The following is a 25,931-nucleotide window of genomic DNA, read 5'->3' on the forward strand; positions in this document are numbered from 1 at the left end:
GCCGCCTTTGAGTTAGTTCCAGAGCTTTAGGAGGCACGAGACCCTGGTCAACGCATGACTGGGGGCACGCGATGGCCCGTGCGAAGGCGCCCGTCCGGGACTGGACGCGGAGGCGGACCGCGAAGCGGGAGCGGCTGGCGGCGGTCCGGCCGTTCGCGTCGGGCCGGATCGTGGACGCCGCGCGGACGGGCGACGCCGTGCAGGCGCTGCTGCGCCCGGGCGACCGGGTGGTCCTCGAAGGGGACAACCAGAAACAGGCGGACTTCCTCGCCGGGGCGCTGGCCGCGTGCGATGCGGATGTGGTGCACGACCTGCATCTGCTGATCGCCTCGATCAGCCTGCCGGAGCACCTGGACGTGTTCGAGCGCGGCGTGGCCCGCCGGCTCGACTTCGCCTACGCCGGTCCGCAGAGCGTCCGCATGGCGCAGTTGCTCGCCGACGGCACGGTCGAGGTCGGCGCGATCCACACCTACGTCGAGCTGTACGCGCGGATGTTCGTCGACCTCATCCCGGACGTGGCGCTGCTGTGCGCCGAGCAGGCCGACCGCGACGGCAACCTGTACACCGGCGCCAACACCGAGGACACGCCTACCATCGCCGAGGCGACGGCCTTCTCGGACGGGGTCACCGTCGTCCAGGTGAACGAACTGGTCGACAGGGTCCCCCGCGTGGACATCCCGGGCGACTGGGTGGACCTGATCGTGGAGAGCCCGCGGCCGGTCGCGCTGGAGCCGCTGTTCACCCGCGACCCCCGCCGCATCGGCCAGGTGGAGATCCTGATGGCGATGATGGCGATACGCGGGATCTACGAGCGGCACGCCGTGACCACGCTGAACCACGGGATCGGCTTCGACACGGCGGCCGTCGAGTTCCTCCTGCCCACGTACGGCGAGGAGCTGGGGCTGCGCGGGAAGATCTGCCGGCACTGGACGCTCAACCCGCATCCGACGCTCATCCCGGCCATCGAGAGCGGCTGGGTCGAGTCGGTGCACTGCTTCGGTGGCGAACCCGGCATGGAGCGCTACGTCGCGGCCCGCCCTGACGTGTTCTTCACCGGCCCCGACGGCTCGCTGCGGTCGAACCGGGTGCTGTGCCAGCTCGCCGGCCAGTACGCCGTGGACCTGTTCATCGGGTCGTCGCTGCAGATCGACGCCGACGCGAACTCCTCGACGGTCACCGAGGGCCGGCTGACCGGCTTCGGAGGGGCGCCCAACATGGGACACGACCCGCACGGACGCAGGCACGCCTCCCCCGCGTGGCTGGGCCTGCGGGCCGGAGAGCCCCCCGCGCTCCGGGGGCGCAAGCTCGTCGCGCAGATCACGCAGACCTTCCGCGCCGGCGGCGTTCCCGCGTTCGTCGAGACGCTCGACGCGGTGCAGGTCGGGACGGACGCGGGCATGCCCATCCCACCGGTCATGATCTACGGCGACGACGTCAGCCACCTGGTGACCGAGGAGGGAGTGGCCTACCTGTACAAGGCCGCGGGGCCGGCCGAACGGCGCGAAGCGGTGGCCGCGATCGCGGGCGCCACCCCCGTCGGCCGCGACGCCGACGAGCGGCGCGTCGAGGCGCTGCGCCGGGACGGCCTGGTCGCGCTGCCCGAGGATCTCGGCGTCGACATCCGCAGGGCGCGGCGCTCCCTGCTGGCGGCCCGCAGCATCGAAGACCTCGTGGCCTGGTCCGGAGGCCTGTACGACCCGCCCGCCCGGTTCCGGAGCTGGTGATCCGCGATGGCGGCCGGGAGCGGGACGTCGGCGGGGGGAGGCACCCGCACGCCGTTCCCGGCGCTGCTCGCGGAGACGGCCGTGCGGGCGCTGCGCGACGAGGCCTGGCTGAGTCCCACGCCCGGCCTGGTCGACCGCCGCGGAGGCGGCGCGCACGATGACATGGATCTGGCGCTCCTGCTGGCCTCCGCCGAGGCGCTGCGCCCGGCGTTCCGGCGGATCGCGGAGGCGGCGGAGCGGACGGCCGCCGGCGTCGGGCTCCGGGAGGAGCTGGGCGGGCTCGGCCGCATGGGCGAGCGGGCGATGCTGCGGGTCACGGGTGGGGTCAACACCCACCGCGGGGCGTTGTGGGCGCTCGGGTTGCTGGTCGCGGCCGTGGCCGGGGGCGCCGGCGACGAGCGCGAGGCCGCCCGCGCCGCTGCCCGGCTGGCCGCTCTGCCCGACCGGTGGGCCCCGGCGGGGACGCCCTCCCACGGTGAGTCGGTACGGCGGCGGTACGGGACAGGCGGCGCCCGGCGCGTGGCCGAGGCGGCCTTTCCCCACGTCACCGAGGTCGCGCTGCCGCGGCTGCGCCGGGCCAGAGCGGCCGGCCGCCCCGAGGAGGTGGCCAGGCTGGACGCGTTGCTGGAGGTGATGAGCCTCCTGGACGACACCTGCGTCCTGTACCGCGGCGGCCCCGACGGCCTGCGCGCCGTACGGCTGGGCGCCGGACACGTGATGGCCGAGGGAGGCGCGGGCACGGCCTGCGGCCACGCCGCGCTCATGGAACTGGACGAGCGGCTGCGGAGACGGCGGCTGTCCCCCGGCGGGAGCGCCGACCTGCTGGCCGCCGCCCTCTTCCTCGACGCGGCGCCATGGCCGGCCCGCTCCCCCCGTGCCGTACGGGAGGCGCCGGCATGCAGACGCTGACCTACGAGTTCCCCGCGGACCGGCCGGCCGCCCGGCGAGCCCACGTCGGCGTGGTCGGTTCCGGCGATCTGGAGGTCCTGATCATCCCCGCGGACGGCGCCGCCCGGGTGCGGGTGCGCACCAGCGTCGACGGGTTCGACACGGTGTGGCGAGTCGTGCTGGAGCGGTTCTTCGCCCGTCACCCCGTCGCCGGCAACTACGAGCTCAACGACTTCGGGGCCACGCCCGGGGTGGTCACCCTGCGCCTGCGGCAGGCGATCGAGGAGAGCGGGCCATGACGGCCCCCGAATGGGAGGCGCTGCTCGGCCGTACCAGCTTCATCGAACTGGACGCCCGCGCGCGGGCCGTCGCGCTGCTCGACGACGGCACGGCCCGTGAGCTGTGCGGGCCCTTCGACCACCTGGACTCCCCGTGGCTGGAGCCGCAGGGCGTCGTCCCGCAGTCGGACGACGGCGTCGTCGTGGTCAGGGGAAGGCTCGACGGCCGGCCCGCGGTCGTGATCGCCGTCGAACAGGCCTTCCAGGGAGGCGGCATCGGCGAGGTCTCCGGCGTGAAGATCGCGTCCGCGCTGTCCCTGGCCGCCCGGGACAACCGCGACGGCATCCCGACCAGCGCGGTGCTGCTGCTGGAGAGCGGGGGCGTACGCCTGCAGGAGGCCAATCTGGGCCTCGCCACGGTCGCCGAGGTGTGCTCCGCGGTGCTGGAGCTACGCGCCCACCAGCCCGTCATCGGCGTCATCGCCGGAGCGCTGGGCTGTTTCGGCGGCATGAGCATCGCCGCCGGGCTGTGCACCAGACTGATCATGACGGCCGAGGGCCGGCTCGGGCTCAACGGTCCCGAAGTGATCGAGTCGGAGGCCGGTCTCGCCGAGTTCGACGCCTCCGACCGCACGCTGATCTGGTCGATCGACGGCGGAGCGCAGCGCGTCAGGACCGCTCTGGCGGACGCGCTGGTCCTCGACGACGCCGGCGCGCTGCGCTCCGCCGTGATCGAGGCCGTACGACAAGGAGTGCCGGGCGAGCACCGCTCGCAGCGCATCGGTGAGCTGCGCGCCCGCGTCGAAGCCGTCGACCCGGCCCACCCGCCCCAGCCGTCCGGCCTCGCGACCCCGGCGAAGGGCGCACCGCCGGAGGGGGACGGATGACGAGCCGCGGGCGGACCTGGACGCACGCGCTGGCGGACGGCGCCGTGGGGGGCGCCGTGCCGTCGGTCGTCACGGCGGACAGCTCGGTGGGCCACGACGTCGCGCGCCTGATCGCCGTCGTTCCCGACCCGGGGAGCCCCTACCCCCGCGCCCGCGACGGCGAGGTCGGCCTGCGCGAAGGACTCGCCCTCGCCGAGGCGGTGACCGAGGTCGTCGCCGGCGACGCGCCGCTGCCCGACGACCGACGCCGGCCCATCGTCGCCGTCGTCGACCTGCCCAGCCAGGCCTACGGACGCGTCGAGGAGATGCTCGGCATCCACCAGGTCCTGGCCGCCGCCGTCGACGCCTACGTCTCCGCCCGCACGGCCGGACACCCCGTCATCGCGCTCATCGTCGGGCAGGCCCTGTCCGGCGGACTGCTCGCACACGGCGGCCAGGCGAACCAGATCCTGGCGCTCGACGACCCCGGCGTGGTCATCCACGCCATGCACAAGCGGGCCGCGGCCAAGGTGACCCTGCGGACCGTGGAGGAGCTCGATGAGCTGGCCCGTCACATTCCGCCGCTGTCCTACGACGTCGCCGACTGGGCGACGCTCGGCCTGTGCGACGGTCTCCTGATCGTGGACGACGCCGACGACCCCACCGAGAGGGACGTGACGACGGTGAGGGAGGCGCTCACGGCCGCGGTCGAACGCGCCCGCCGTGGCCCGCGCGACCTGAGCAACCGCCTCGACTCGCCCGGCGCGCGTGAAACCCGGGTGGCCTCCCGCCGTGTCCACGAGGCGCTGGCCGCCCAGTGGCGACGCGCCCGCGACGACGACGGGAAGCCGCCTCAATGAGTCCACCACCATGAGTCCGCACCGCGACGCGTCCGCGATGGCGATGGAGATGGCCGCGCACGGCGACGACCCGGCGCCGGCGACGACCGCGCGCCCACACGACCTGCTGCGCATCGCGGGAGACACGGTCGCCGACCCCCTGGTTCCCGGCTGGGCCGCGGCCTCGCTCGCCGCCTGCCCCTGGGCGGTGGTCCGGCGGGCGCCGCAGCCACCCGGCCGGATCCCGATCGGCGTGCGCGGCCGGGAGCGATGGCAGCGCCACGCCGCCCTCGTCCCCGCCCACGCGGTGACCCGCCGTGTGCCGCCCGAGGACCTGACCGGACGGCGTCCCCGCCTCCCTCCGCTGGCCGCCACCCTGGCGGCCGTCGCCGTACGGCTTTCCGACGAACTGGACGACGACATGGCCTGGGGCCCGATCGGCGGCGTCGGCTTCGAACTGGCCACCGGACAGCCGGCCACGCACCCAGGAAGCGATCTGGACCTGCTGATCCGGGCGCCGCGCAGGATGGAACCGGCCCTGGCCGCGCGGCTGGCGGCCGCCTTCGCAGGACTTCCCCGTACGGTCGACTGCCAGGTGGAGACGCCGCGAGGTGGGATCAGCCTCATGGAGTGGGCCCGTACCGGCGGGCCCGTCCTGCTCCACACCGGGCACGGCCCCGAACTGGTGGACGACCCGTGGGCCCGCGCATGAGAGTCGCCTTCCTCTACCCCGGCCAGGGCACCCAGCGGCCCGGCATGCTCCACGACCTGCCCGACCACCCGGCCGTCGCCGCGACCCTGGCCGAGGCCGAACGGATCCTGCCCGGCTCATCCCGGCAGGACGGCGCGCAGGCGTTGACCTCGACCGTCACCGCGCAGGTCGCCCTCTGCGTCGCCGGCGTCGCCGCGGCCGACGCGCTCGCGTACGAGGGCGCCGCGCCCGACGCCGTGGCCGGGCACTCCATCGGGGCGTTCCCCGCCGCCGTCGCCGCCGGGGCCCTGACCTTCGCCGAAGCCCTTCCCGCCGTGCGCCGCCGCGGCGAGCTGATGCGTGCCGCCTTCCCCTCCGGGTACGGCATGGCGGCCGTCCTCGGGCTGGGCGTGCTCCAGGTCCGGCGCCTGGTCGAGGCGATCACGACCGGCGACGACCCCGCGTACATCGCCGTCGTCGACGCCGACCAGCAGATCGTCGTCTCGGGCAGCGTCCGCGCGCTGCACCGCCTCGCCGCGGCGGCGGCGACTTGCGGGGCCCGGCGGGTCAAGCTCCTGGACATCGGCGTCCCCTCACACTGCCCGCTGCTCGGCCACGTGGCCGACGCGATGGCGGAGCACCTCGCGACGGTCCCCCGGCGTCCCCTCGCCGTCCCCTACCTCGGCAACTCGACCGGTCGTCTCCTCCGCGACGCCGACGCCGTCCTCGACGACCTCGCCCGCGGCGTCGCCGCCACCGTGCGGTGGCGCGACATCACCGCCCTGCTCGGCGAGCTCGGCACGACCCTGTTCGTCCAGGCGCCCCCCGGACACGTGCTCGCCCGGATCGCCCGGGCCGCGCACCCGCAGGCCCGCGTCGTCGCCCTGGAGGACACCGGCGTCGCGGACGCGGCGCTGCTGGTCCGCCGCGCCCGGCAGCGCGACGGCCTCGCGCACCGGACGTGACCGAACGCCGCACGCCGGTGGGCGGCCCCGCCTGTGCGGGTGGTGGCCGAGTCAGTCGGACGCCGGCTGCGTACGGCCGGCCACGGCGCGGAGCTCGTCGACGACGGCGGGCCAGAGTGCGCGCGGGAGGTCGTGGCCCATGCCCGGGTAGAGGACGAGACGGGCGCCGGGAACGGCGTCGGCGATCTCCTTCGCCGAGCGCGGCCGGATCATCGGATCGTCCTCGCCGTGGACGACCAGGGTGGGCACGTCGACCGCGGCCAGCCGCGGCAGCAGGTCGCCGGTCGCCCCGGCCGCGGCGGACTGGCGCATCTCCCCACCCGCCGGGCTGGAGTCGCGCTCGTACGACACCCCGGCGGCGTGACGCCACCACGCCTCGTCGAGCGGGTAGCCGGGCGATCCGAGGATGCGCATCGCGTCGACGACACGCTGGACCGCTCCCTCCCGTCCGGAGGGGTACCTCTTGAGAGTCTGGCTCAGCATCAGCCTGAGCACGGTCCGCATGTTCACCCTGCCGCGCTTCCACCCGGCGTAGCTGGAGGAGACGGTGAGGCTGCGCACCCTTTCGGGGTGCCGGATCGCCGTGAGCTGGGCGATGGCGCCGCCCAAAGACGCCCCGAAGAGGTGCGCGCTGCTCCAGCCGAGCGCGTCCATCACGGCGAGGGCGTCGTCGGACATGTCCTCCAGCCGGTACGCCGCCGTCCTGCCGGCCCGGAACCAGTCCTTGACCAGACCCGGCCGCCCCGCCTCGGAGAAGTGCGTCGACAGGCCGGCGTCGCGGTTGTCGAACCTGGCCACGGCGAACCCGTGGCCGGCCAGCATGGAGCACAGCTCGTCGGGCCACATCACCATCTGCATGGCCGTCCCCATGATCAGCAGCAGGGGCTCGCCGTCCGGCGACCCGAACGTCTCGTGGGCGATCTCCACCGCGTTGTGGCGCGTCGTCCGGATGGGCATGATCCTCCTCCGCTTTTGCAATGCACTTGCATCGTAAAAGCCGGACGTACGGGTGGCAATGCGACCGCATGAGAAATCCACCACCGCGTCAGGGTGCGTGAGACCGCGTTCCTGCTCGAGCGGGGTTCGAGATGATGGCCGTATGGCCGATTACCCTGTCGTTCTCTTCTCGTACGGCACGCTGCGGCAGCGCGACGTACAGCTGTCGGTGTTCGGCCGCGAGGTGATCGGCACTCCGGACGCGCTGCCCGGCTACCGGCTGTCCATGGTCGAGATCACCGATCCGCATGTCGTCGCGGTCAGCGGGGCCACCCATCACCCGATCCTGCGGGCCACGGGACGTGCGGACGATGTCGTGGAGGGGACCGCGCTCCGCCTGAGCGAGGACGAGCTCGCCGCGGCCGACGAGTACGAGGTCGACGACTACCGGCGCGTCCTGGTCCCGCTGGCGTCGGGTCTGCAGGGCTGGGTGTACGCGGCCGATCTCAGCAGGCCGGGGATTCGCGCCGGCAGCAACAGCGGGAGCCTGCCCGGCTTCGCGGCGTCGGCGAGCTCGGCCTTCGGCGCGGGCCTGGCGTTCCCCCTGCCCGGGACGCTCGCCCTGCGGAAGGAGGCCGAGGACTCCCGCGCGGCGGCCCTGGAGGCCAGGACCGAGGCGGAGGCCCGCCGGATCGTCGAGGCCATGAACGAGAAGATCCACGAGAGCCGGGGCAGGCCCCTGATGGGCCCGCCGGTGCTCCAGCGGCTCATCGACGTGGAGGACGTGGCCCGCGAGTGGCGCAGCCGCCATCCGGTGGCGCAGGACGACCGCCCCGAGCCGCCTCGCGAGACGCGCTCGTTCTTCCGGCGGCTCCGGCGGCGCTGACCTGACGCGGCTCCCACAGGTCCACCCACCCATCGCACCACACAGGTGCGGGCGCTTCGCGCAGGACGTGGCCCGGGTCCGTCAGTGCGCGGACGCCGTCGAGCCGGCCGGAAGCGGCGTCCTCCGGTCGGGCTCCAGCGGAGCCGGGGGCGCGGGCAACCTGATCGTGACGCGCAGGCCCCCCTCCGGACGCGCGACCGCGATGACCGTCCCGCCGTGGGCGTCGACGATGGCGCGGACGATCGACAGCCCGAGCCCCGCGCCGCGCGCCGAGCGGACCCGGTCGCCCTGCTGCCGGCTGAAGGGCTCGAAGAGATCCTCCACCTCGTACGGCGGAATCGGAGGCCCGGTGTTCTCCACCGTCAGGCCGTCCGCGCCGCAGGAGACCCACACCTTCCCGTCGCGCACGTTGTACTTGACGGCGTTCTCCACCAGGTTGAAGACGGCGCGCTCGAGGAAGAGCGGGTCGCCCTCCACCGTCAGCGGACGCAGGTCCTCGTGGACGGCCGTCGTCCGCCTGCGAGACCTCGGATCGGCCTGGCCGAGCTGGTCGAGAGCCGCGCGCACGACGTGATCGAGCCGGAGCCGCTTGCGCGTCGTCAGCTCCTGCGACGACTGGGCGAGCAGGAGCAGACCCTCGATCAGCCGTTCGTAGCGCGCGTTGGTGCCCAGCAGCGCGCGGGCCATCGTCTTGAGGTCGGCGGACGCCTCGGGCTCCTCGAGCGACACCTCCAGGACCGTACGGTTGATCGCGAGAGGTGTGCGCAGCTCGTGTGAGGCGTTGGCGATGAACCGGCGCTGGGCGTCGAACGCCCGGTGCAGCCGGTCGAGCATCGCGTCGAAGGTGTCGGCCAGCCTCTTGACCTCGTCGTGCGGGCCGCGCAGCCCGATCCGCTCGTGCAGCGTGCTCTCCGACAGCCGCTGCGCCGTCTCGGTGACCCGTTCGAGAGGCCGCAGCGCCCGGTCGGCGACCAGGTAGGCCAGCAGCAACGCGATGATCCCGATCATGATCATGACAACGAGGGACGAACGGACCATCTCGCTGAGCACGCTGCTCGTCCGGTTCTCGATGTCGCTCAGGAAGACCTGGTTCACCTGCTGTTTCGTCGGCACATCGAGCGGCAGTCCCCGGCTCTGGCTGATGACCTTCACGTTGAACTGCTGAGTCAGCACGCGGGCGGTCAGCAGATAGGTGAGCCACAGCAGGATCGACCCGGCCGCGAAGAACAGCCCGCCATACAGCAGCGTGAGCCGGGTCCGCAGCCGGCGCGTCTCCCACCAGTGGCGGGCCGCCCTGACCCGCGCCCCGCCGCTCACAGCCGATACCCCCGGCCGGGCACGTTCTCGATCAGCGGGGGCGTGCCGAGCTTCTTGCGCAGCGACGTCAGGGTGACCCGCAGCACCCCGCTGCCGGTGTCGGCGTACTCGTCCCACACACTCCTGCGCAGGTCGGCCGTGGTGATCAGGCGCCCTCCTGCGCGCAGCAGCTCGTGCAGCACGTCGAACTCCTTGCGGTTGAGAGTGATCTCCCGCCCGTCGCGGGCGACCGTACGGCGGGCGGGATCGAGCGTGATCCCGGCCCGCTCCAGTGTGGACCGCGTCTCCCTCGGGGAGCGCCGGGACAGGGCGCGGATCCGGGCCACCAGCTCGGCGAAGGCGAACGGCTTGGTCAGGTAGTCGTCGGCCCCGAGCGACAGCCCCTCGACACGGTCGTGGACCCGCCCGGCCGCCGTCAGCATGAGGACGCGGCTGCCGTTGCGCAGCTCGCCGCAGACGTCGTCCCCGTGCACCTCGGGCAGGTCCCGGTCCAGGACGACGACGTCGTAGCGGACGTAGGAGGCCATCTCCAGCGCCTCCTGCCCGTCGTAGACCACGTCGACGGCCATCGCGTGGAGCCGCAGGCCGTGCGCGATCATGTCGGCCAGTTCCTCTTCGTCCTCCACCACGAGCACGCGCATCCGCTCCCCCTTCCGCCCCTGCGTCGAGGGTGGCGGAACGGGTGTTAGCCACGAGTAAGGCGATCCCGCTTATCCGCGTTTAGCACCCGGCTCGCTGGAGTGAGCCTCGCGCCCCAGGCGAGCGACCCGCGGCGCGAAGGAGCGGCATGTCATGAACGTACGACGGTTGCTGGCGGCCACACCCCTGGCGCTGACACTGGCGGTCAGCGCGTGCGGCGCCGCCGCGCAGAACGACGTGGCCAGCGCGGATGGCGGCACGGCGAAACCGGCCGCCTCGGCGTCCGGCTCGGCGCCGACCGACCGCAGGGAGGCGCAGCTGAAGTTCGCGCAGTGCATGCGTGAGCACGGCGTCAACATGCAGGACCCGGGCCCCAACGGAGAGATCAAGATCGAGGCGCACAAGGGGGACGGGCAGAACGTCCAGGAGGCCCAGCAGGCCTGCCAGCACTTCCTCCAGGCCTCCATCGGCGAGGCGGGCGGTAAGCCGGACCCGCGGCGGCTGGACCAGGCCCTCAAGTTCGCCCAGTGCATGCGCGAGCACGGCATCGACGTGCCGGACCCGACTTCCGACGGCATGATCCAGGTCAAGATCAAGGCGGGAACCCCGGAGTCGAAGGTCAAGGCCGCGCAGGAGGCGTGCCAGGAGTTCGCGCCCGGCAAGGGCGCGCCATGAGGAAGGGACTCGTGTTCGCCGCCGGCGGCGTTCTCGCGGTCGCCGCGGCGTGGACGGCGCTCGTCGTGGTCGGCGACCGCACCGGCGGCACGCCGGCTCCGGCCGCGGCGTCCGTCCCGCCCACGGCGACGGTCGAACGGCGGGACCTGGTCGGCACCAAGACCGTCGACGGCGCGCTCACCTACTCGGGCGAACGCCGCGTGAGCACCGGCGCCGCCGGCACCGTGACCTGGGCGCCGGCCGAGGGAGCGGTGATCCGCCGGGGGCGGGCGCTGCTCAGGGTCGACCGCAGACCCGTCGTGCTCATGTACGGCAAGCTTCCCCTCTACCGGGAACTGCATGAGGGCGTCTCGGACGGCCCGGACGTGGAGCAGCTCGAACGCAATCTGAAGGCTCTCGGATACGGCGACTACATGACCGTCGACGATCACTTCAGCTACGCCACGTACCTGGCCGTCAAGGAATGGCAGGACGATCGGGGACTGCCCGAGACCGGGCGGGTGGACGCCTCGCAGGTGGTCTTCCTGCCCGGGGTGGCCCGCGTCACCGAGGCCAAGGTCGAGGTCGGCGACCGTGCCGCGCCGGGCGCGCAGGTGCTCACCGTCACCGGCATCCGGCGGCTGGTGCACGTGGACCTCGACACCGCCGACCTGGACCTGGCCCGCAGGGGCGCGAAGGTGACGGTCGAACTGCCCGGCGGCGAGCGCGTCAAGGGGAGGATCACCTCGGTCGGCTCGGTCGCCCAGGCGAGCCAGGATCCCAACGACGACACCTCGACCGTCGACGTCGACATCACGCTCGGCAAGACGCCGAAGACCGGGCTCGACCAGGCCCCGGTCCAGGTGGAGATGGAGAGCGAGCGGCACAGGAACGTCCTCGCCGTACCGGTGGAGGCGCTGCTCGCGCTGCGCGAGGGCGGCTTCGGCGTCGAGGTCGTCGAGGGCGGCTCCACGCGGATCGTGGCGGTCGAGACCGGCGCGTTCGGCGGCGGCATGGTGGAGATCACCGGCGCGGGGCTGTCGGAGGGCATGAAGGTCGGGGTGCCGGCGTCATGAGTGTGCCGTACGTCGTGGAGTTGCGGGGCGTGACCAAGGTCTACTCCGGTGACGTGCAGGCGCTGCGCGGAGTGGACCTGACGGTGGCCGGGGGCGAGCTGCTGGCCATCGTCGGCCCGTCGGGATCCGGCAAGTCCACCATGCTCCACATGATCGGAACGCTGGACCGCCCGACCAGCGGAACCGTGCGCATCGACGGGTTCGACGTGGCGGGGCTGTCGGACCGGGAGCTGTCCGCGCTGCGCGGCCGCAGCCTGGGGTTCGTCTTCCAGCAGTTCCACCTCGCGCCGGGCGTCAGCGCGCTGGACAACGTGGCCGAGGGCCTGCTCTACACCGGCACTCCCCGCCGGGAGCGGCGCGAGCGGGCCGCCGCCGCCCTGGAACGGGTCGGCCTCGGCCACCGGCTGGCGCACATGCCGCACCAGCTGTCGGGCGGCGAGCAGCAGCGGGTCGCGGTGGCCCGCGCCGTGGCGGGGGACCCGCCGCTGCTGCTGGCCGACGAGCCGACGGGAAACCTCGACTCGGCCGCGGGCGCCGAGGTGCTGAGCGTGTTGCGCGACCTGCACGCCGCGGGCACGACCATCGCGGTCATCACGCACGACGCGGAGATCGCCGAATGGTGCCCGCGCCGGGTCCGGGTCCGCGACGGCCGGATCGTCGACGACGCGGGAAACGGGGCCGACCCCCCGGCCGGCGTCCCGGGGCGAGCCGGGAGCACGGCGGACGCCGCGGACCAGGCGGACGGTTCAGCGGACGTCCCGGGGCGGACCGGAAGCGCGGCGGACGTCCCGGGGCGGGCGGCGCGTGCGGCGGCGGACATCACCGGGAGCAGGACATGACCCGCAGACTGAGCCCGTCCCGGCTCGCGCCGTCCGACGTGCTGCGCGTGGGCGCGGCCGGGCTGCGTGCCCGCCCCACCAGGGTGATCCTGTCCGCGCTCGGCATCGCCATCGGCATCGCCACCATGATCGCCGTGATCGGCATCTCGTCGTCCTCACGGGAGGAGTTGCTGCGCCAGCTCGACCGGCTCGGCACCAACCTGCTCACCGTGTCCCCGGGTCACACCCTGTTCGGGGAGCAGGCCGAGCTCCCCACCACCGCCGTGCCCATGGTCAGACGCGTCGGCCCGGTCTACACGGCCTCCGCCACCGGCTCCATCGACACCACGATCCGTCGTACGGACCGTATCCCGGCGGCCGTCACCGGCGGCATCAGCGTCCAGGCCGCGACCACCGAGCTCCTGACGACGCTGGAGGGCCGCGTGACGAAGGGCGCGTGGCTGAACGCCGCCACGGAACGGCAGCCGGCCGTCGTCCTCGGCTCGGAGGCCGCCAAGCGGCTGGGCATCACCAGGATCGGCGTGCAGGTCTGGATGGGCGAGCGCTGGTTCACCGTCGTCGGCATCCTCGGGCCCATGCCGCTCGCCCCGGAGATCGAGCGCTCGGCCCTCGTCGGGTTCCCGGTGGCCGAAAGGCTCCTCGGCTTCGACGGACATCCTTCGAAGATCTACGAGCGTTCGAGCGAAGAGTCGGTGGAGACCGTACGGGACGTCCTGCCGCGCACGGTGAACCCGGAGAACCCGCAGGAGGTGGAGGTGAGCAGGCCCTCGGACGCGCTCGCCGCCAGGGCCGCGGCCGCGGGCGCGTTCACGAACCTGCTGCTCGGCCTCGGGGCGGTCGCGCTGCTGGTGGGCGGCGTCGGCGTGGCGAACACCATGGTCATCTCGGTGCTCGAACGGCGCCGGGAGATCGGCCTGCGCCGCTCCCTCGGCGCGACCCGGGGCCAGGTCCGCATCCAGTTCCTGGCCGAGTCCCTACTCCTGTCCGCGCTGGGAGGCGTCGTGGGGGCCGTCCTGGGCTCGCTCGCCACGGCCGGCTACGCCCTGTCCCGCGGCCTGCCCACGGTCGTGCCGCCCTGGGCGATCGGGGGCGCGGTCGGCGCCACCCTCGTCATCGGCGTCATCGCGGGGATCTACCCCGCCATGCGCGCCGCCCGGCTCTCCCCGACCGTCGCCCTGTCCACCACATGAGAATCGACGGGAGAGCCGGCCGGCGGCCGGCGTGAGGGCACTGACAGGGACGGTCGCCGGGGGTGGTGGGAGGCGGGCCGCGGCCGGAGGTGGGTGTCGCGGGTCAGGGGGGCCAGCGCTTCGGTCGGGGACAGCCGGGCCGCGCGGATCGCGGGGTAGAGCCCGGCGACCCCGCCGATGAGCACGGTGGCGGCGAGGGCGCCCGCCGTCGCCCAGGCCGGCACGACCGCCGGCCAGCTCTGGTAGGCGGCGTACCCGGAGGTGACGGCGATGCCCAGCAGCACTCCGCCCACGCCGCTCCGGCGCGTGCGCCACCGGGTCGAGCACGCCGATGACGGTGAACCGTTCGCCGCCGACCAGGATCTCCACCTCCGGGCTGGCCCGGCCGATGCCGAGCCGCTCCGCCGCGGCGGCGCCGAGCACCGCCGCCGGGTAGCGGCCCGTGACGCCGTTGAGCCAGGCGCCGTCGCTCGGGGTCGCGCCGACGGTCTGCGGCAGGCTCGTGCGGGCGGCCAGCACAGTCAGCGCGTTGGTCTCCACCTTGGGGATCCTGTCCGAGCGGTACACCTTGGCGCCCCGACCCTCCAGCGCTGGCACGCCCGCGGCCAGGTGGAACTGCTGGAACACGAAGCCGATCCGGCTCTCGCGCAGGGCTCTCGGCGTGGCCCTCGGACAGCCGAATCCGGGCCGCCCTGATTCAGAGCCAGCCGGTGAGCCGGGCCGCCCAGACGAGGGCCGCCGTCAGCGCGGCCGCGGCGAGGACGGTCCGCAGCCGGGCCGGCCAGGCGGGCCGCAGGACCAGTGCGAGCGCGAGCGACAGGGCGAGACCCGTCCAGTCCTGCCAGGGGTGCCCCCACTCCACGCCGGTGCAGCACTCGCCGTCCGGACCGGTCACGAGCGCCGTCACCGCGGGGACGAGCTGCGCCTGGAGCAGCAGGGCGCCGGCCAGATCCCCGGCCACGTCACGGCGCCGGGTGAGACAGGCGAGCACGGCCCCGGCCACGGGCGCGACCAGCACCCACGCGTTCAGCGGGGTGGAGAGGTCGGGCACCAGCGCGTCGGGAGTGCCGCGGAGCGCGGAGACCGCGGCGTCGCCGGCGAGCGCCGCGGCCATGACGATGACCCCGTGGACCGCCGCCCGCGCGACCGTCGGTGAAAGCCGCCCGACCGCGACCACCACCAGGAAGTACACGAACCTGAAGAAGAACGACGAGGCGACCAAAGCCACGTCGGGCCAGTCGCCGCCGTGGTAGGCGACCGCGCCGCTCAGCGCGCCGAGGACGACCCCTGCCGCCGCATACCGCAGACCGACTTTCACCGGCGACCCTTTCGGCCCACTTACTCCAGAAGTTGAAAAATTAGACTTCCACCCCTTAACGAGAACGTGATTCACTTTAGCCGTTTCGATCATGCTTTCGTCGAGAGCTGGAGAACCCCCCATGCGCAACGCCTTAATTCGGCGTGCCGTACTTTCGGGCGGCGTCGCCGCCCTGACCCTGACCGCGCTCCCCTCGGTCACCGCCTCCGCCGACCCGGCCCCGATGGTCGAGGTCTTCACCGACGATCCGTACGCCAACGTGACCGCCCCCGACTACAAGCTGAGCTACGCGCTCAAGGAGGCCGAGGCGCGGGCCCTGGCGAAGCCCGACCAGTACGCCCAGCCGTATGTGCAGTCGGGCGCCGTCTACATCCCGGTGACCAGCCAGGACGTGGTCTCCGAGGCGAGCCAGCCGCTCAGCCTCCCGCCCCAGCTCACCCCGCCGGACGACGGAAGCGGCGACCCCACGAACGTGCCCGACCCGGTCGACAAGGACGCCGTCCCGGTCACCGAGCCGACCGCCGCGGCGACGCAGACCGCGAGCGCCCAGCAGAAGCAGGCGGCGGCCCTCGCTGAGGCCACCGCCGGCGGCACCGCGAAGACCACGACCCAGTCGGCCCAGTCCGCCTCCCCCGGGGTGACGAACCCGTGGATCGTCTACCCCAAGGTCCGGGTCGTGGCCCACAGCATCACGCAGCTCAACGCGTTCAAGGACGAGGTGCTGACCCTCGGCACCGATGTGCTTCCCGGCGGCGACAAGCTGCTCACGTCCACGATCCAGCCGGAGCGCGACCGGGTCATCCTGGAGTCGACCCTCGCCTCCGACGAGCTGCGGACCGCCCTCGCCGCCCGGTACGGCGCCGACGCCATGGCCATCCGGCTCGTGTCCGACCCCGGTGAGGTCCAGCCGTCCTCGGGACGGTGGGACGACGGCCACGTCGGCGGCTTCTACGGCGGCGCGCACATCGACACGTCGGTCGGCGGCTGCACCGACGGCTTCTCCTGGTACTCGGGCAGCACGAGGTACATGCTGACCGCCGGCCACTGCACCACCCTCGGCGGCTCGGTGTGGACGTCGGCCGAGTACCTCGGCAGCGTCGTCGAGGACACCTTCGCCAACGGCTCGGGCACCGTCTACATCAACGGGCAGAGCACCTACCACGGCGACCTGTCCCTCATCAAGATCACCGGCAGCTACTACGGCGCGCCGCGCATCTACGTGGGCGGCAAGACCAGCAAGACGAGCCGGCCGGTCAGCGCCATGTGGTCGCGCCGCGCCGACTACGGCGACCAGTACTGCACGGGCGGCGCGATGGCCGGGGAACTGTGCGGCTGGCGGGTCAACGCGCTCCGGATCAACTTCAAGTGGAGCGACGGCCGGATCACCAAGAACATGATCCGCGGCATCAAGCAGGGGCAGTGCATCATCAAGGGCGACTCCGGCGGCCCGGTGTACACCGTGACCTCAGCCGGCAACGTCGTCGCCAAGGGCATCCAGAGCGGCAAGGGCGGCGGCGGCTCCGACAACTGGGGTGGCGCCTTCGACCCGTGCATCGACACGTTCACCGACGTCTGGGAGGCCTACTACGGCTTCCCCGGGTTCCTGAGCACGACGTGACGTGAGGGGTGAGCGGGGTTTCGCCACCGGCCGTAATCCGGGAGGAGGGGCCACCGGCGGGGACCCCGCTCACCACCACGATGTGTCAGACACCACCTAGGTGTATTGACCACGAGCGTTGTTGACAGTTCCGCTTGATCAAGAGGAAGACCTCCGGTGTGGTGGAGGTGTCGAGGCTCCACACCACGCACGGAGGTCTTCGTGTCCCACCGTAATGCCCGGCTGACCGTTCACGGCAGGCGTCTTTTGGTCGACCGCGTCCTGGCCGGGCGAGCCGTCGCGCATGTGGCGGCGGAGATGGGCATCTCCCGGCCCACCGCCTACAAATGGGTCCGCCGCTGGCGCGAGCTGGGCGAGGCAGGACTTCACGACCGACCAAGCCAGCCGCCCACACCACGCCGCACCGCACCCCCGCCACGGTCGAGCATGCTCTCCATCTTGGACATCCTTCGGGGGACGAACCCCTGATCTCAGATGTCCGTCAAACCGGATCAAGCCCAGGTCATCTCACCGCTCGACTGCAGTGCGCGGCCCGTTCCTGCCGTATTCCGGTGGCACCCCAAGTGCGGGCGTGGTGTGTCAGCTGATGGTGCGTAGGGTGGGCCAGATCGTCGTCCACGGGGCACGGGTGCTGGTGCATACCGTGACCGGTCTGCCCTGTTCGCCGTTGTCGATGCCAAGCTGGTTGTCGATATGGGCGACATCCCGGCAGCCGGCGAAGTACTGGGCCCAATTGGTCGGTCGCCAATCCCCGACGTGGACGACAGTGGTGCGGGCGGCGGGTGGAGGTCCCCAGCTCCAGTAGGAATTGTGACCCGAGTAGACCGGCGGCAGTCCTTCGCCGAGGAGAACGAGGGCGCTGGCCTCGCTGTAGTCATTGGTCAGGATCACCGCGTGGTCGCGCTGCTCCGGGGGCAGGGCGGACACGACCTGCGCCACGGTGGCGACGAACTGCGGCCAGCCGATCTGATTGGCCACGTCGGGCACGGTGGCGGGCAAGGCGGTCCTGGCGTAGTCGGCGACCGGCAGGACCGGCAGGGTCAGCAACGCGATCAACCCGCCGGAGGTGATGGCCGCCGCGGCGAATCCCGCGGTCTTGAGCAGTCGATGGCCCCGGGCGATCCACCCGTCCAGGACGATCCCGCCGGCCGCCATGAACAGAGAGGCGCTGCCGATCACGTAGTACGTCTTGCCGCCGCTGACGAGGTCCAGGGCCAGCGCCACGAGGGCCGCGACCCCGAGTGGTCGCCACAGCGCGGCCGCCCGCGACCCCAGCACCCAGACCAGGCCGGCGATGCTCACGGGGAACAGCAAGGGACCGGTGAACAGCCACAGGAATGGCAGGACCTGGGCCCGGTTCGTCGCGGAGTACCCGGCGATCTGCGAGGCCATGGTCAGCTGCGGCCAGCCGTGTACAGCCTGCCAGGCCAGATTCGGTGCCCACCCGATGGCCGCGATGGCGGGCGCGGCCCACGCCCACCGCGAGCGCACGACTTCCCAGCGCCGGCACAGCAGCACCCCGGCGGCGAGGCCCGCGGCGAGAAACAGCAGTGTGTCCTTGTTCTCCAGCCCGATGCCCGCACCCACCCCCGCTGCCACCCATAGCCGCCGGTCGCCGCCGGCGAGCACCCGCACGAGCAACCACAGCACCGCCGCCCAGACCAACAGGTCCAGCTCTGTGGTGGTGTTCAGATGCCCGGCCGCGAGGTAGCCCGAGACGCCGGCCGTCAGCGCGGCCAGCACCTGCGCCCGGCGGGAGCCACCCAGGTCACGGGCGATGAACCCCACGATGACCACAACGAAAGCCATCTCCAGCGCCGGCAGGATCCGCATGGCCGTCGGCGAGACGCCAAGGAGCGCGACCCACGCCGCCGACAGCAACGGGGTTAACGGGGGCTGATCCACGTACCCGAACGCCGGATGTCGCCCGGCCACGACGAAGTAGAGCTCGTCGCCGTGGAAGCCGTACGCCCCCGACAGGCTGAGCAGTCCGGCGAGCATCAGCCCGGCAGTCAGCCACACGGGCCACGGCACCGTCCACCATCGGGAGGCAACCAGCGTGACGTGCCGGCCGGCGGGCGGATGCGGAAGCGACAAGACTTCGGCGTCCGGCGGCGGCGCCATGTCAGGCGCCCTGCCGTTGCCGGGAAGCATGCGACGCCAGGGTGGCGGACGCTGCGATCGCGGCGGCGCCGGCCATCCAGAACAGGGCCAGCCAGTCCCGGATCGACTCGATGTCCAGGTGGAGTCGGACAACGCCGGCCAGGAGCAGCGCCACCGGCATGGTGGTGACTAGGAGGTTGATTCGGGTGTAGCCGAATCTGATCAGCAACGGGAGTTGAATCGAGATGTTGACTGCGAACAGCGCCCAGCACAGGGTCAACAGCGTTGCCACACTTCTGCCGAACGGTATGCCTTGGGCCTGCGCGAGGAGAGCAGCCAGAGCGGTACCGGCGATGGCGACGACGAAAAAGCTTATCAGGGCCCAGGCGTAGTGCCCGAGCAGCACCGTTCGGCGCGGCAGGGGCAGCACGGCGTACAGGGTCTGCAGGTCCGCCTTGTCACCGACGACGAACGGCTGCGCGGTGAGAATCGGCGCGAGCACCAGCGCGAGCGTCGGTACGAGAACCACCGGGTTGCGGGAGTCGATCAGGACGATCGCTCCGAACACCAGCAGGCCCGGGATCCGATACGGCGCAATGGTACGCAGGTGGAGCAGCGTCATCCGGGCGACGGCGGTCATGCGAACTCCTCCCGTCGGCCGTTGGGCACGGTCGCCGCTGAGTTCCTCGACGACACTCCGATGTGGACAGCGATCTCCTCGAGGGTGGGAACCTCGACCAGGACGCCCCCGCCGAGAAGGTCGGCCTCCTCGGTGCGGACCAGCGCCTGCGCCGTGGTCGACGACCGCTTGACGCCGATCAGCTCTACGCCGACAAGGTCGATCAGCTCGTCCGGCCCGGCCCGCACCACCCGGTAGCCGTCCAGGATCTCGTCCTTGCGGCCCGTCCGGACGACCCGACCACCATGGATGAGCGTCACGAAGTCGCCGATGCGGTCCAGGTCCGTGGTGACGTGCGTGGAGAACAGGACACTGTGCCCCTCGTCAAGAAGGAAGTCCCCGATGATACCGACGAGCTCGTCCCGAGCCACGAGGTCAAGGCCGCTGGTCGGCTCGTCGAAGACAAGGAGCCGCGCCCGGTGCGACAGCGCCACCGCGATCATCAGCTTCATCGCCATGCCGCGGGAGATTTCTTTGACCTTCGCCCGCGGGTCCAGGCCGAACTCCGCGAGCAACTGTCGATATCGGACGCTGTCCCAACGGTCATAGAAGGGCCGCAGCGTCCGTTCGACCTCAGCCAGCCGCCAATCGCCCACGAGATAGGTGTGATCGAGCACCACCCCGACGTCCTGGCGCAGCGCCGCCGGTCCGGGCACCCGATGGCCCAACAGCTCGATCTCTCCCGTCTCGATCCCGCGCATGCCCAGTAGGCAACGAATCGTCGTCGTCTTGCCGGCACCATTGGCACCGATCAGGCCCATAACGTAGCCGGTCGGCAGCTCGAAGCTCACATCACGCAACGCGAAGCCGTTGCCCACCGCGCAGCCCACTCCACGCAGGGCGAACGCGAGATCGCCGTTCACTGATTCATCCCTCCTGAGCTGAGGCGTACTCATACCCGCCCTGGAGCAAGCCGTCCAGGATCTGAATAAGACCGTCACGATCCAGGCGAGCCAACAAGGCGGCGTCTAAGGCGGCCTGCAGACCGTCCTCCACCCGGCGCAGCAGCTGCTCGCGTACCAGGGCCGAGTCCAGCGGCAGAACATAGGCGCCCTTGCCGGGGACCGTGACGATGAACCCCTCCGCAGCCAACTCCGCGTAGGCGCGGGTCGTGGTTATAACGCTGATCCGCAGATCACGAGCAAGGACCCGTACAGACGGCAGAGCGCTGCCCTGTACGAGCTCCCCCGACAGGATGGCCGTACCGACTTGTTCCTTGATCTGTTGATAAAGGGGCACGCCACTGCTATTGGACAACACCACCCGCACGACAGCCTCCGTTCGCCCGCATCTGTACATAGCGACTATATACAGTGATTACGGTAGTTGCACAAGGACGCGGGCAGGAGTTCCAGTAGTTCGGCGAATTTCCAACGGATATGCAGGTCAGGGACCCTTCCAGGGTTCGCTCTGGAAGACCCTTCGCGACGACGACGGGGACAGGGCCCAACGCCGGCCGCGCCGTCCTGGCCGGTATCAAGGTCCGTGTTCGGATCGGCCGCCCGCGTACCCGACCGGACGCGGTGGCCGCGGATAAAGCGTACTCAGCCCGCGCTTAACCGCCTCTACCTGCGCAGACGCCGCATCCGGGCGGTGATCCCTGAAAAGGCGGACCAGGCGGCCAACCGTAAGAAGCGCGGGTCGCGCGGTGGCCGCCCGGTCAGCCACGATCCGGATCTGTACAAGGAGCGCAACACGGCCGAGCGCTGCATCAACCGGATCAAGGAGTGGCGTGGTCTGGCCTTCCGCTTCGAAAGACCCCGGACAGCTACCTCCCTGGCCTCCATCTACGAGGTGCCATCTTGTGGATCCGAAGCCTCCGGCCCGCGTGAAGATCCGAACTCCCGTACAGCCCCTAACCCGCGTTGGCGCGGCGGGCCGTGCCGAACCGGCGTTGGTAGGCGGCGGGGCTGATCGACAGCTTCCTGGCGAAGACCCGCCGCATGCTCTCGTAACTGGGGAACCCGGCGAGGGTCGCGGCCTGCGTCGCGGTGTGTCCCTGGTCGAGCAGTGCCCTGGCCAGGTCGAACCGGATGTTCTCCACGTAGCGGGCCGGTGTCGTGGACAGCTCGTCGTGGAAGAGCCGGGTGAGGTGCCGGGTGCTCACATTCAGGTGTTTCGCGAGCTCACCCAGCGAGTGGTCCCCGCCGGGGTTCGCCGTCACCAGGTCGGTGACCGTGCGGAGAGCCGGCGAGCGGGGCGGCGGTCCCTGCAGCGGCGCCGAGAACTGGGACTGGCCACCCGCACGCTGCATGTACACCACCAGGGCGCGGGCGACATCGCGCGCCAGGTCGGGCCCGTGGTCCTCCTCGACGAGGGCGAGCGCCAGATCGATGCCGGCCGTCACCCCCGCCGACGTGTACGTGGCGCCGTCGCGGACGTAGATCGCGTCGGGCTCGACGTGGCACGTCGGACACCGGGCGGCGAGCTCGTGCGCGACCTTCCAGTGCGTGGTCGCGCGCTTGCCGGCGAGGAGGCCGGCGGCGGCGAGGACGAACGCCCCGGTGCAGATCGACGCGACCCGGCCGGCCACGGCCGCCGGTGTCCGCGCGGCGTCCGCCAGGTCGCGGGGAACGCGGCTGCGGGGGTAGAGATCGGACCCGGCCACCAGTAACGTGCCGAAAGCCGGCTCCGAGGAGACGGCGCCGTCGACCGCGATCCGGACCCCGAGGCTCGTCGTGACGTCCGCCCCGGTGGGCGACAGCAGCATGATCCGGTAGTCGGCACCGAACCGGTTCGCCTCCTTGAACACCTCCGCGGGACCGGCGACGTCCAGCAACGTCACTCCGTCGTAGACGAGGATCCCGACACGATGAGGGCCGGCGTCCGCCGCTCCGGCCCCTCCGGAGCCGGATATGCGCGGTGTGGACCCCGCCGGCACCGACCGCCCTCGGACCGGCGACGCAGGAGGCATGGACACCGTTCATTGGTAGCACACGGTCACCGGAGATCACGGAGGCCCTCGGGGGGCGAGGCCGCTCAGCCGGCACGCGTCGCGGAGCAGGGCGGGGATGCCGCCATGTCCGGATATGTGTGATTCGTGGCCGTACACAGGCGGCGCCGCGGGCCGATCCGTCGGGAGTATGGAACTCGGACAATAAAGTCCATACCTCCCGGAAGGGCCGGCGGTCATGCCGCATCGCGGGCTGGAGGCCCCAGAGACAGCGGCGGTCGCCGACGCGACCCGAGCGGCCGTCGCCCATCCCGCAGCGTTGAGATGACGTACGGAGCACGATGAAGGAAACACCAGAGGCGGCGTCAGGGCGCGAGGACGCGGCCCTCGATCAGGAGCACGTCTTCGGCACGCTGCTGCAGATGATCACCGGTCACCAGGTGGCGCAGATCGTCCGGACGGCGGCGGCCCTCTCGATACCCGACCATGTCGCCGCCGGGGCACGTACGGCCGGCGAGGTCGCCGAACGGGCGTCCACCCATCCGGCCACGACCTACCGGCTGATGCGGGCGTGCGCCTCGATCGGCCTGCTCGCGTACGAAGGGCACGGCAGGTTCGTCACCACCCCGATGGGAGAACTGCTGCGCGAAGGCGTCCCGGGCTCGCTGCGCGACACCACCCTGCACCTGGCGGGCTACTCGACCTGGGTGAGCTGGGCGCACCTTCCCGACGCCGTACGGGAGGGCAGGACACAGGTGTACAAGGCCCTGGGCATGGACCAGTTCACCTACTTCTCCCAGCATCCGGAGGAGGGCGACGCCTTCGCCTCCAGCGGGTCGAGCATGTCGGAGGTCGTGGCCGCCGAGGCCGTGGGCATGCTCGACCTCTCAGGTGTCTCGACGGCCGTCGACGTGGGCGGTGCCAACGGCCGGCTCGTGCTGGGGCTGATGCGGGCCAACCCCGCACTGCACGGCGTCGTCCTGGATCTGCCGCATGTGACCGTCGCGGCCGCCCGTGCCGCCGAGGACCTCGGCTTTTCGGACCGCTTCAGTGTGAGGGAGGGCGACTTCTTCGACGAGGTGCCCACAGCGGACCTGTACCTGCTGAAGTGGATCCTGCACGACTGGGACGACGAGGCGTGCGTCCGCCTCCTCCGCAACTGCCGGGCCGCCGCCCGGCCCGGAGCCCGTGCCCTCGTCTTCGAAATCGTGCTCGGCGAGGTCGGTACGCCCGACTTCGGTGCCGTGGTGGACATGAACATGCTGTCCGTCACCGACGGAGGCCGGGAACGACACCTGCACGAGTACGACGCCCTGTTCGCGGCCGGCGGATGGCGCCGGGTCTCTGCCCGGCCCACTCGCTCACCCCTGTGGATCATGGAACTCGAGGCCGCCTGACGCCGTCCCGTACTCGGCTGGTCCCCCGCGTTCGACCGGTCAGGGCTGCAGGATCCGGTAGTCCGCGACCGGCCGGTAGCCGATGCGCTGATACAGCCGATTGCTGGTCGCGTTCGCGAGGTCGGTGAAGAGGAGGACGTGTGCCGCGCCGGCCTCCTGGGCGGCTCTGGAGACGGCCATGGTGACGGCGGCGCCGTATCCCCGCCCGCGGTGCCGGGGCGGGGTGTAGACGGGGGTGATGCGCGCCATGCCGGCCACGGCGGGGGTCGTGGCGGCCATGGCGACCGCTTCGCCCCCGTCGTCCCACAGTCGCCACCCCTGTCGGGCTATGCGCTCGTCGATGAACGTGTCGAGGTCTGCCCCGAGAGAACCGGCCTCCGCGACGAAGCTCGTGCACCAGTTGTGCAGAAGGTCGCGATCCCCGGCGGTCGCCACGCGAGGTTCCCCCGGAGGGACGACACGCGGAGGGACGACCTGGTCCAGACGGTACAGGCGCAGGTGCACTCTGCTCTCAGGGGCGGACCCCGTGGCCGCCTTCCATGCCTCCGAGAAGACTCCGATCGTCGCGTCGTCAGCCATCAACCCGCTGAAGGACCGGTCTCCGGCGGAGAGCAACCGGGCCAGGCCTGTGCATGCGGCGCCGGAAAGACGGCTCGCCGCGAGCAGTTGCGGCGGCGTCCAGACGAAGGCGGCCGTCGTACGGCTCTCGCCCCGGTCTCGCCACCATCCCAGAACAGCAGGCGGCGTCGCGCCGCCGGAGCGAAGGCGCTCAATCGTGTCGAGTCCCGACAGCATCATGGTGTGCAGGTCAGGACGCGACGCGACGAAGGCTCCCGCCTCGGCACGAAAAACGTCAGGACTGTCCGTGATGGACCAGGCCATGGATCAGGTCTCCCAATCATCAGCGGGGCGATGTTTTCGTCGCTCGTCTCCAGGCAACCGGCGGCGCCTTCCGGTCCGGGTGGGTGGCTGAGCGTCGGAGACATCAGGTGGTGATGCCGTCCAGGACCAGCCGCCGCACGTGGCCCTCGCCGAGGGATCGCGCTACGCCATGAGCGCGCCGTAGTCGACCGACTGGCCGGGAGCCAGGACGACGTCGAAGCGGACCCGGGCCCACTGCCTGCCCTGCGGATCCCGCCCGTCCGGGGTCGGCTCGGCGGCGGAGTGGTGCGACCAGTCGTGAACCAGGGAGTCCTTCACGCCGAAGACGGAGTCCTTGTCGAGCAGTTCGTCGCCTCGGACGAAGATGTGGGTGACGAGGGTGCGGTAGCCGGGAGCGCTGACCATGAAGTGCAGGTGAGCCGCCCGATACGGGCTGCGTCCGGTGGCCTGGAGGAGGTCGCCGACCGGCCCGTCGTCCGGGATCGGGTACGGGGTGGGAAACAGGCCCCAGAAGCGGAACTCGCCGTTCTCGTCGGCGAAGAGGCGAGCACGGCCGTAGACGCGGCCGTCGTGGTGCTGCACGTCGTAATGGCCGTCCTCGTCGGCCTCCCACACCTCGATGCGGGCGCCGGGGATGGGCACACCGCCGACACCCTTGACGGTGCCCTCGACCCAGGCGGGCTCGCCGGGAGCGCCGCCGGACACGTCATCGCCGTTTTCGACCTGGGGGGCGTCCTGGGCGAAGAAGGGGCCGAGCACGGTCGCCTCGGTGGCGTTCCCCGCGGCCTCGCTGTTCACCGCGACGGTCTGCATGGAGACGCCGAGCACGTCGCTGAGCAGCACGAACTCCTGTCGATGCTGGTTGGTCATGTGGCCGACCCGGGTGAGGAACTCGATCGCGGCGTTCCATTCGGACTGGGTGAGCCGCACCGTGCGCACGAAGGTGTGGAGGTGCGTCACCAGCTCCTGCAGCAGGTACCTCAGGCGCTCGTCGGGGGTGTGGTCGAACGACCGCAGCACGCGGGTGAGGAGCTCTTCCTCCCGGGCGCTCTGCTCGGGCGAGATCTGGCTGGTCATGGTGGCGGGCTTCCTTACACGATCTGCTCGCCGGCCCAGGCGGCACGGATGACGCCTTCCAGGTCGGACACGGTCAGGGGTCGGACGGCGGCACCCGCGGGCAGGGCCGGTTCCGCCGCCTGGGGGATGCCGGGAGCGCGCGCGATCGGAGCGGTCGTCGGCGTGCCTTGACCGTC

Annotated in this window: 26 protein-coding genes and 2 pseudogenes; 16 read left to right on the top strand and 12 right to left on the bottom strand. The window is 71.8% G+C overall.

The genetic code is table 11. From position 1 onward, the window contains the following. The first annotated feature begins 71 nt into the window (after nt 1-71). Genes mdcA through mdcH form a run of 7 tightly spaced genes read left to right on the top strand, consistent with a single transcriptional unit; the run spans nt 72 to nt 6,251 of the window. Nucleotides 72-1,724, top strand: coding sequence for a malonate decarboxylase subunit alpha (gene mdcA, locus MPTA5024_RS12850; RefSeq protein WP_036324165.1), 1,653 nt, complete (start codon nt 72-74; stop codon nt 1,722-1,724). Nucleotides 1,725-1,730: 6 nt separating this feature from the next. After that, nucleotides 1,731-2,633, top strand: a complete 903-nt coding sequence (locus MPTA5024_RS12855) for a triphosphoribosyl-dephospho-CoA synthase (protein WP_051458114.1) — start codon at nt 1,731-1,733, stop codon at nt 2,631-2,633. Continuing rightward, complete coding sequence (locus MPTA5024_RS12860) at nt 2,621-2,911, top strand: malonate decarboxylase subunit delta (RefSeq protein WP_036324167.1); 291 nt, start codon at nt 2,621-2,623, stop codon at nt 2,909-2,911. Before MPTA5024_RS12855 ends, MPTA5024_RS12860 begins: the two co-directional genes overlap by 13 nt. Continuing rightward, the gene (locus MPTA5024_RS12865; RefSeq protein WP_036324168.1) at nt 2,908-3,777 is read left to right on the top strand and encodes a biotin-independent malonate decarboxylase subunit beta; all 870 of its coding nucleotides are present in this window, start codon (nt 2,908-2,910) and stop codon (nt 3,775-3,777) included. Before MPTA5024_RS12860 ends, MPTA5024_RS12865 begins: the two co-directional genes overlap by 4 nt. Continuing rightward, nucleotides 3,774-4,616: a biotin-independent malonate decarboxylase subunit gamma gene (mdcE, locus tag MPTA5024_RS12870; protein WP_051458115.1), complete on the top strand. Its 843-nt coding sequence runs from the start codon at nt 3,774-3,776 to the stop codon at nt 4,614-4,616. Before MPTA5024_RS12865 ends, mdcE begins: the two co-directional genes overlap by 4 nt. A gap of 10 nt (nt 4,617-4,626) precedes the next feature. Then, nucleotides 4,627-5,307, top strand: a complete 681-nt coding sequence (locus tag MPTA5024_RS12875; protein ID WP_084369671.1) for a malonate decarboxylase holo-ACP synthase — start codon at nt 4,627-4,629, stop codon at nt 5,305-5,307. After that, nucleotides 5,304-6,251, top strand: coding sequence for a malonate decarboxylase subunit epsilon (gene mdcH, locus MPTA5024_RS12880; RefSeq protein ID WP_036325944.1), 948 nt, complete (start codon nt 5,304-5,306; stop codon nt 6,249-6,251). Before MPTA5024_RS12875 ends, mdcH begins: the two co-directional genes overlap by 4 nt. A 51-nt stretch (nt 6,252-6,302) precedes the next feature. On the opposite strand, the gene MPTA5024_RS12885 is transcribed toward mdcH, so the two are convergent. Further along, nucleotides 6,303-7,208, bottom strand: coding sequence for an alpha/beta fold hydrolase (locus tag MPTA5024_RS12885; protein WP_036324169.1), 906 nt, complete (start codon nt 7,206-7,208; stop codon nt 6,303-6,305). Nucleotides 7,209-7,350: 142 nt separating this feature from the next. On the opposite strand from MPTA5024_RS12885, the gene MPTA5024_RS43450 reads away from it, so the two are divergent. Then, a complete protein-coding gene (locus tag MPTA5024_RS43450) occupies nt 7,351-8,073 on the top strand; it encodes a gamma-glutamylcyclotransferase family protein (protein ID WP_063794685.1) in 723 nt (240 codons plus the stop codon). 81 nt (nt 8,074-8,154) lie between these two features. On the opposite strand, the gene MPTA5024_RS12895 is transcribed toward MPTA5024_RS43450, so the two are convergent. Together MPTA5024_RS12895 and MPTA5024_RS12900 are read right to left on the bottom strand one after the other, a co-directional pair. After that, nucleotides 8,155-9,390 (bottom strand): sensor histidine kinase, encoded by a 1,236-nt coding sequence (locus tag MPTA5024_RS12895; protein ID WP_051458117.1) that lies wholly within the window; start codon nt 9,388-9,390, stop codon nt 8,155-8,157. Continuing rightward, entirely contained in the window at nt 9,387-10,031 is a 645-nt protein-coding gene (locus MPTA5024_RS12900; RefSeq protein WP_036324170.1) for a response regulator transcription factor, read from the bottom strand. The genes MPTA5024_RS12895 and MPTA5024_RS12900 overlap by 4 nt, the downstream gene beginning before the upstream one ends. Nucleotides 10,032-10,182: 151 nt before the next feature. On the opposite strand from MPTA5024_RS12900, the gene MPTA5024_RS12905 reads away from it, so the two are divergent. From MPTA5024_RS12905 to MPTA5024_RS12920, 4 genes are read left to right on the top strand one after another with little or no spacing between them, the layout of a single operon-like run. After that, nucleotides 10,183-10,704: a hypothetical protein gene (locus MPTA5024_RS12905; RefSeq protein ID WP_036324171.1), complete on the top strand. Its 522-nt coding sequence runs from the start codon at nt 10,183-10,185 to the stop codon at nt 10,702-10,704. Beyond that, entirely contained in the window at nt 10,701-11,759 is a 1,059-nt protein-coding gene (locus MPTA5024_RS12910; protein ID WP_036324172.1) for a peptidoglycan-binding protein, read from the top strand. The genes MPTA5024_RS12905 and MPTA5024_RS12910 overlap by 4 nt, the downstream gene beginning before the upstream one ends. Beyond that, the gene (locus MPTA5024_RS12915) at nt 11,756-12,598 is read left to right on the top strand and encodes an ABC transporter ATP-binding protein (protein WP_084369672.1); all 843 of its coding nucleotides are present in this window, start codon (nt 11,756-11,758) and stop codon (nt 12,596-12,598) included. The genes MPTA5024_RS12910 and MPTA5024_RS12915 overlap by 4 nt, the downstream gene beginning before the upstream one ends. Continuing rightward, nucleotides 12,595-13,788: an ABC transporter permease gene (locus tag MPTA5024_RS12920; protein WP_036324174.1), complete on the top strand. Its 1,194-nt coding sequence runs from the start codon at nt 12,595-12,597 to the stop codon at nt 13,786-13,788. Before MPTA5024_RS12915 ends, MPTA5024_RS12920 begins: the two co-directional genes overlap by 4 nt. On the opposite strand, the gene MPTA5024_RS42080 is transcribed toward MPTA5024_RS12920, so the two are convergent. Next, a complete protein-coding gene (locus tag MPTA5024_RS42080; RefSeq protein WP_036324176.1) occupies nt 13,731-14,081 on the bottom strand; it encodes an ABC transporter permease in 351 nt (116 codons plus the stop codon). The genes MPTA5024_RS12920 and MPTA5024_RS42080 overlap by 58 nt on opposite strands. Before the next feature lie 404 nt (nt 14,082-14,485). Beyond that, nucleotides 14,486-15,106, bottom strand: a complete 621-nt coding sequence (locus MPTA5024_RS12930) for a hypothetical protein (RefSeq protein WP_036324178.1) — start codon at nt 15,104-15,106, stop codon at nt 14,486-14,488. A gap of 121 nt (nt 15,107-15,227) precedes the next feature. On the opposite strand from MPTA5024_RS12930, the gene MPTA5024_RS12935 reads away from it, so the two are divergent. Beyond that, complete coding sequence (locus MPTA5024_RS12935; protein WP_036324179.1) at nt 15,228-16,724, top strand: hypothetical protein; 1,497 nt, start codon at nt 15,228-15,230, stop codon at nt 16,722-16,724. 201 nt (nt 16,725-16,925) lie between these two features. Further along, nucleotides 16,926-17,158 (top strand): annotated as a pseudogene (locus MPTA5024_RS39565) (helix-turn-helix domain-containing protein); the annotation flags it as partial. A 145-nt stretch (nt 17,159-17,303) separates the two neighbouring features. Here the strand turns inward: MPTA5024_RS39565 and MPTA5024_RS12940 are convergent. From MPTA5024_RS12940 to MPTA5024_RS12955, 4 genes are read right to left on the bottom strand one after another with little or no spacing between them, the layout of a single operon-like run. After that, the gene (locus MPTA5024_RS12940; protein WP_055725767.1) at nt 17,304-18,878 is read right to left on the bottom strand and encodes a glycosyltransferase family 39 protein; all 1,575 of its coding nucleotides are present in this window, start codon (nt 18,876-18,878) and stop codon (nt 17,304-17,306) included. Continuing rightward, entirely contained in the window at nt 18,850-19,467 is a 618-nt protein-coding gene (locus tag MPTA5024_RS12945) for an ABC-2 transporter permease (RefSeq protein ID WP_036324181.1), read from the bottom strand. The genes MPTA5024_RS12940 and MPTA5024_RS12945 overlap by 29 nt, the downstream gene beginning before the upstream one ends. Continuing rightward, nucleotides 19,464-20,369, bottom strand: a complete 906-nt coding sequence (locus MPTA5024_RS12950; protein ID WP_051458119.1) for an ABC transporter ATP-binding protein — start codon at nt 20,367-20,369, stop codon at nt 19,464-19,466. The genes MPTA5024_RS12945 and MPTA5024_RS12950 overlap by 4 nt, the downstream gene beginning before the upstream one ends. A gap of 4 nt (nt 20,370-20,373) precedes the next feature. Then, nucleotides 20,374-20,775: a GntR family transcriptional regulator gene (locus tag MPTA5024_RS12955; RefSeq protein WP_036324182.1), complete on the bottom strand. Its 402-nt coding sequence runs from the start codon at nt 20,773-20,775 to the stop codon at nt 20,374-20,376. A 194-nt stretch (nt 20,776-20,969) separates the two neighbouring features. Here MPTA5024_RS12955 and MPTA5024_RS39570 point away from each other — a divergent pair. Then, nucleotides 20,970-21,338 (top strand): annotated as a pseudogene (locus MPTA5024_RS39570) (transposase); the annotation flags it as partial. Nucleotides 21,339-21,361: 23 nt separating this feature from the next. Here MPTA5024_RS39570 and MPTA5024_RS12960 read toward each other — a convergent pair. Continuing rightward, nucleotides 21,362-22,363, bottom strand: a complete 1,002-nt coding sequence (locus tag MPTA5024_RS12960) for a GlxA family transcriptional regulator (RefSeq protein ID WP_051458406.1) — start codon at nt 22,361-22,363, stop codon at nt 21,362-21,364. A 377-nt stretch (nt 22,364-22,740) separates the two neighbouring features. Between MPTA5024_RS12960 and MPTA5024_RS12965 the strand changes: the two genes are divergently transcribed. Then, nucleotides 22,741-23,796, top strand: coding sequence for a methyltransferase (locus MPTA5024_RS12965; RefSeq protein ID WP_051458120.1), 1,056 nt, complete (start codon nt 22,741-22,743; stop codon nt 23,794-23,796). Between the two features lie 39 nt (nt 23,797-23,835). Here MPTA5024_RS12965 and MPTA5024_RS42085 read toward each other — a convergent pair whose 3' ends face one another. Continuing rightward, nucleotides 23,836-24,231 carry a GNAT family N-acetyltransferase gene (locus tag MPTA5024_RS42085; RefSeq protein WP_232326450.1) on the bottom strand — a complete coding sequence of 132 codons (396 nt, stop codon included), beginning with the start codon at nt 24,229-24,231 and terminating at the stop codon, nt 23,836-23,838. A 609-nt stretch (nt 24,232-24,840) separates the two neighbouring features. Then, entirely contained in the window at nt 24,841-25,755 is a 915-nt protein-coding gene (locus MPTA5024_RS12975) for a dioxygenase family protein (protein ID WP_036324185.1), read from the bottom strand. Nucleotides 25,756-25,931: the final 176 nt, after the last annotated feature.

It is taken from the genome of Microbispora sp. ATCC PTA-5024, assembly GCF_000511135.2.
In the GTDB taxonomy this organism is placed as follows: domain Bacteria; phylum Actinomycetota; class Actinomycetes; order Streptosporangiales; family Streptosporangiaceae; genus Microbispora; species Microbispora corallina.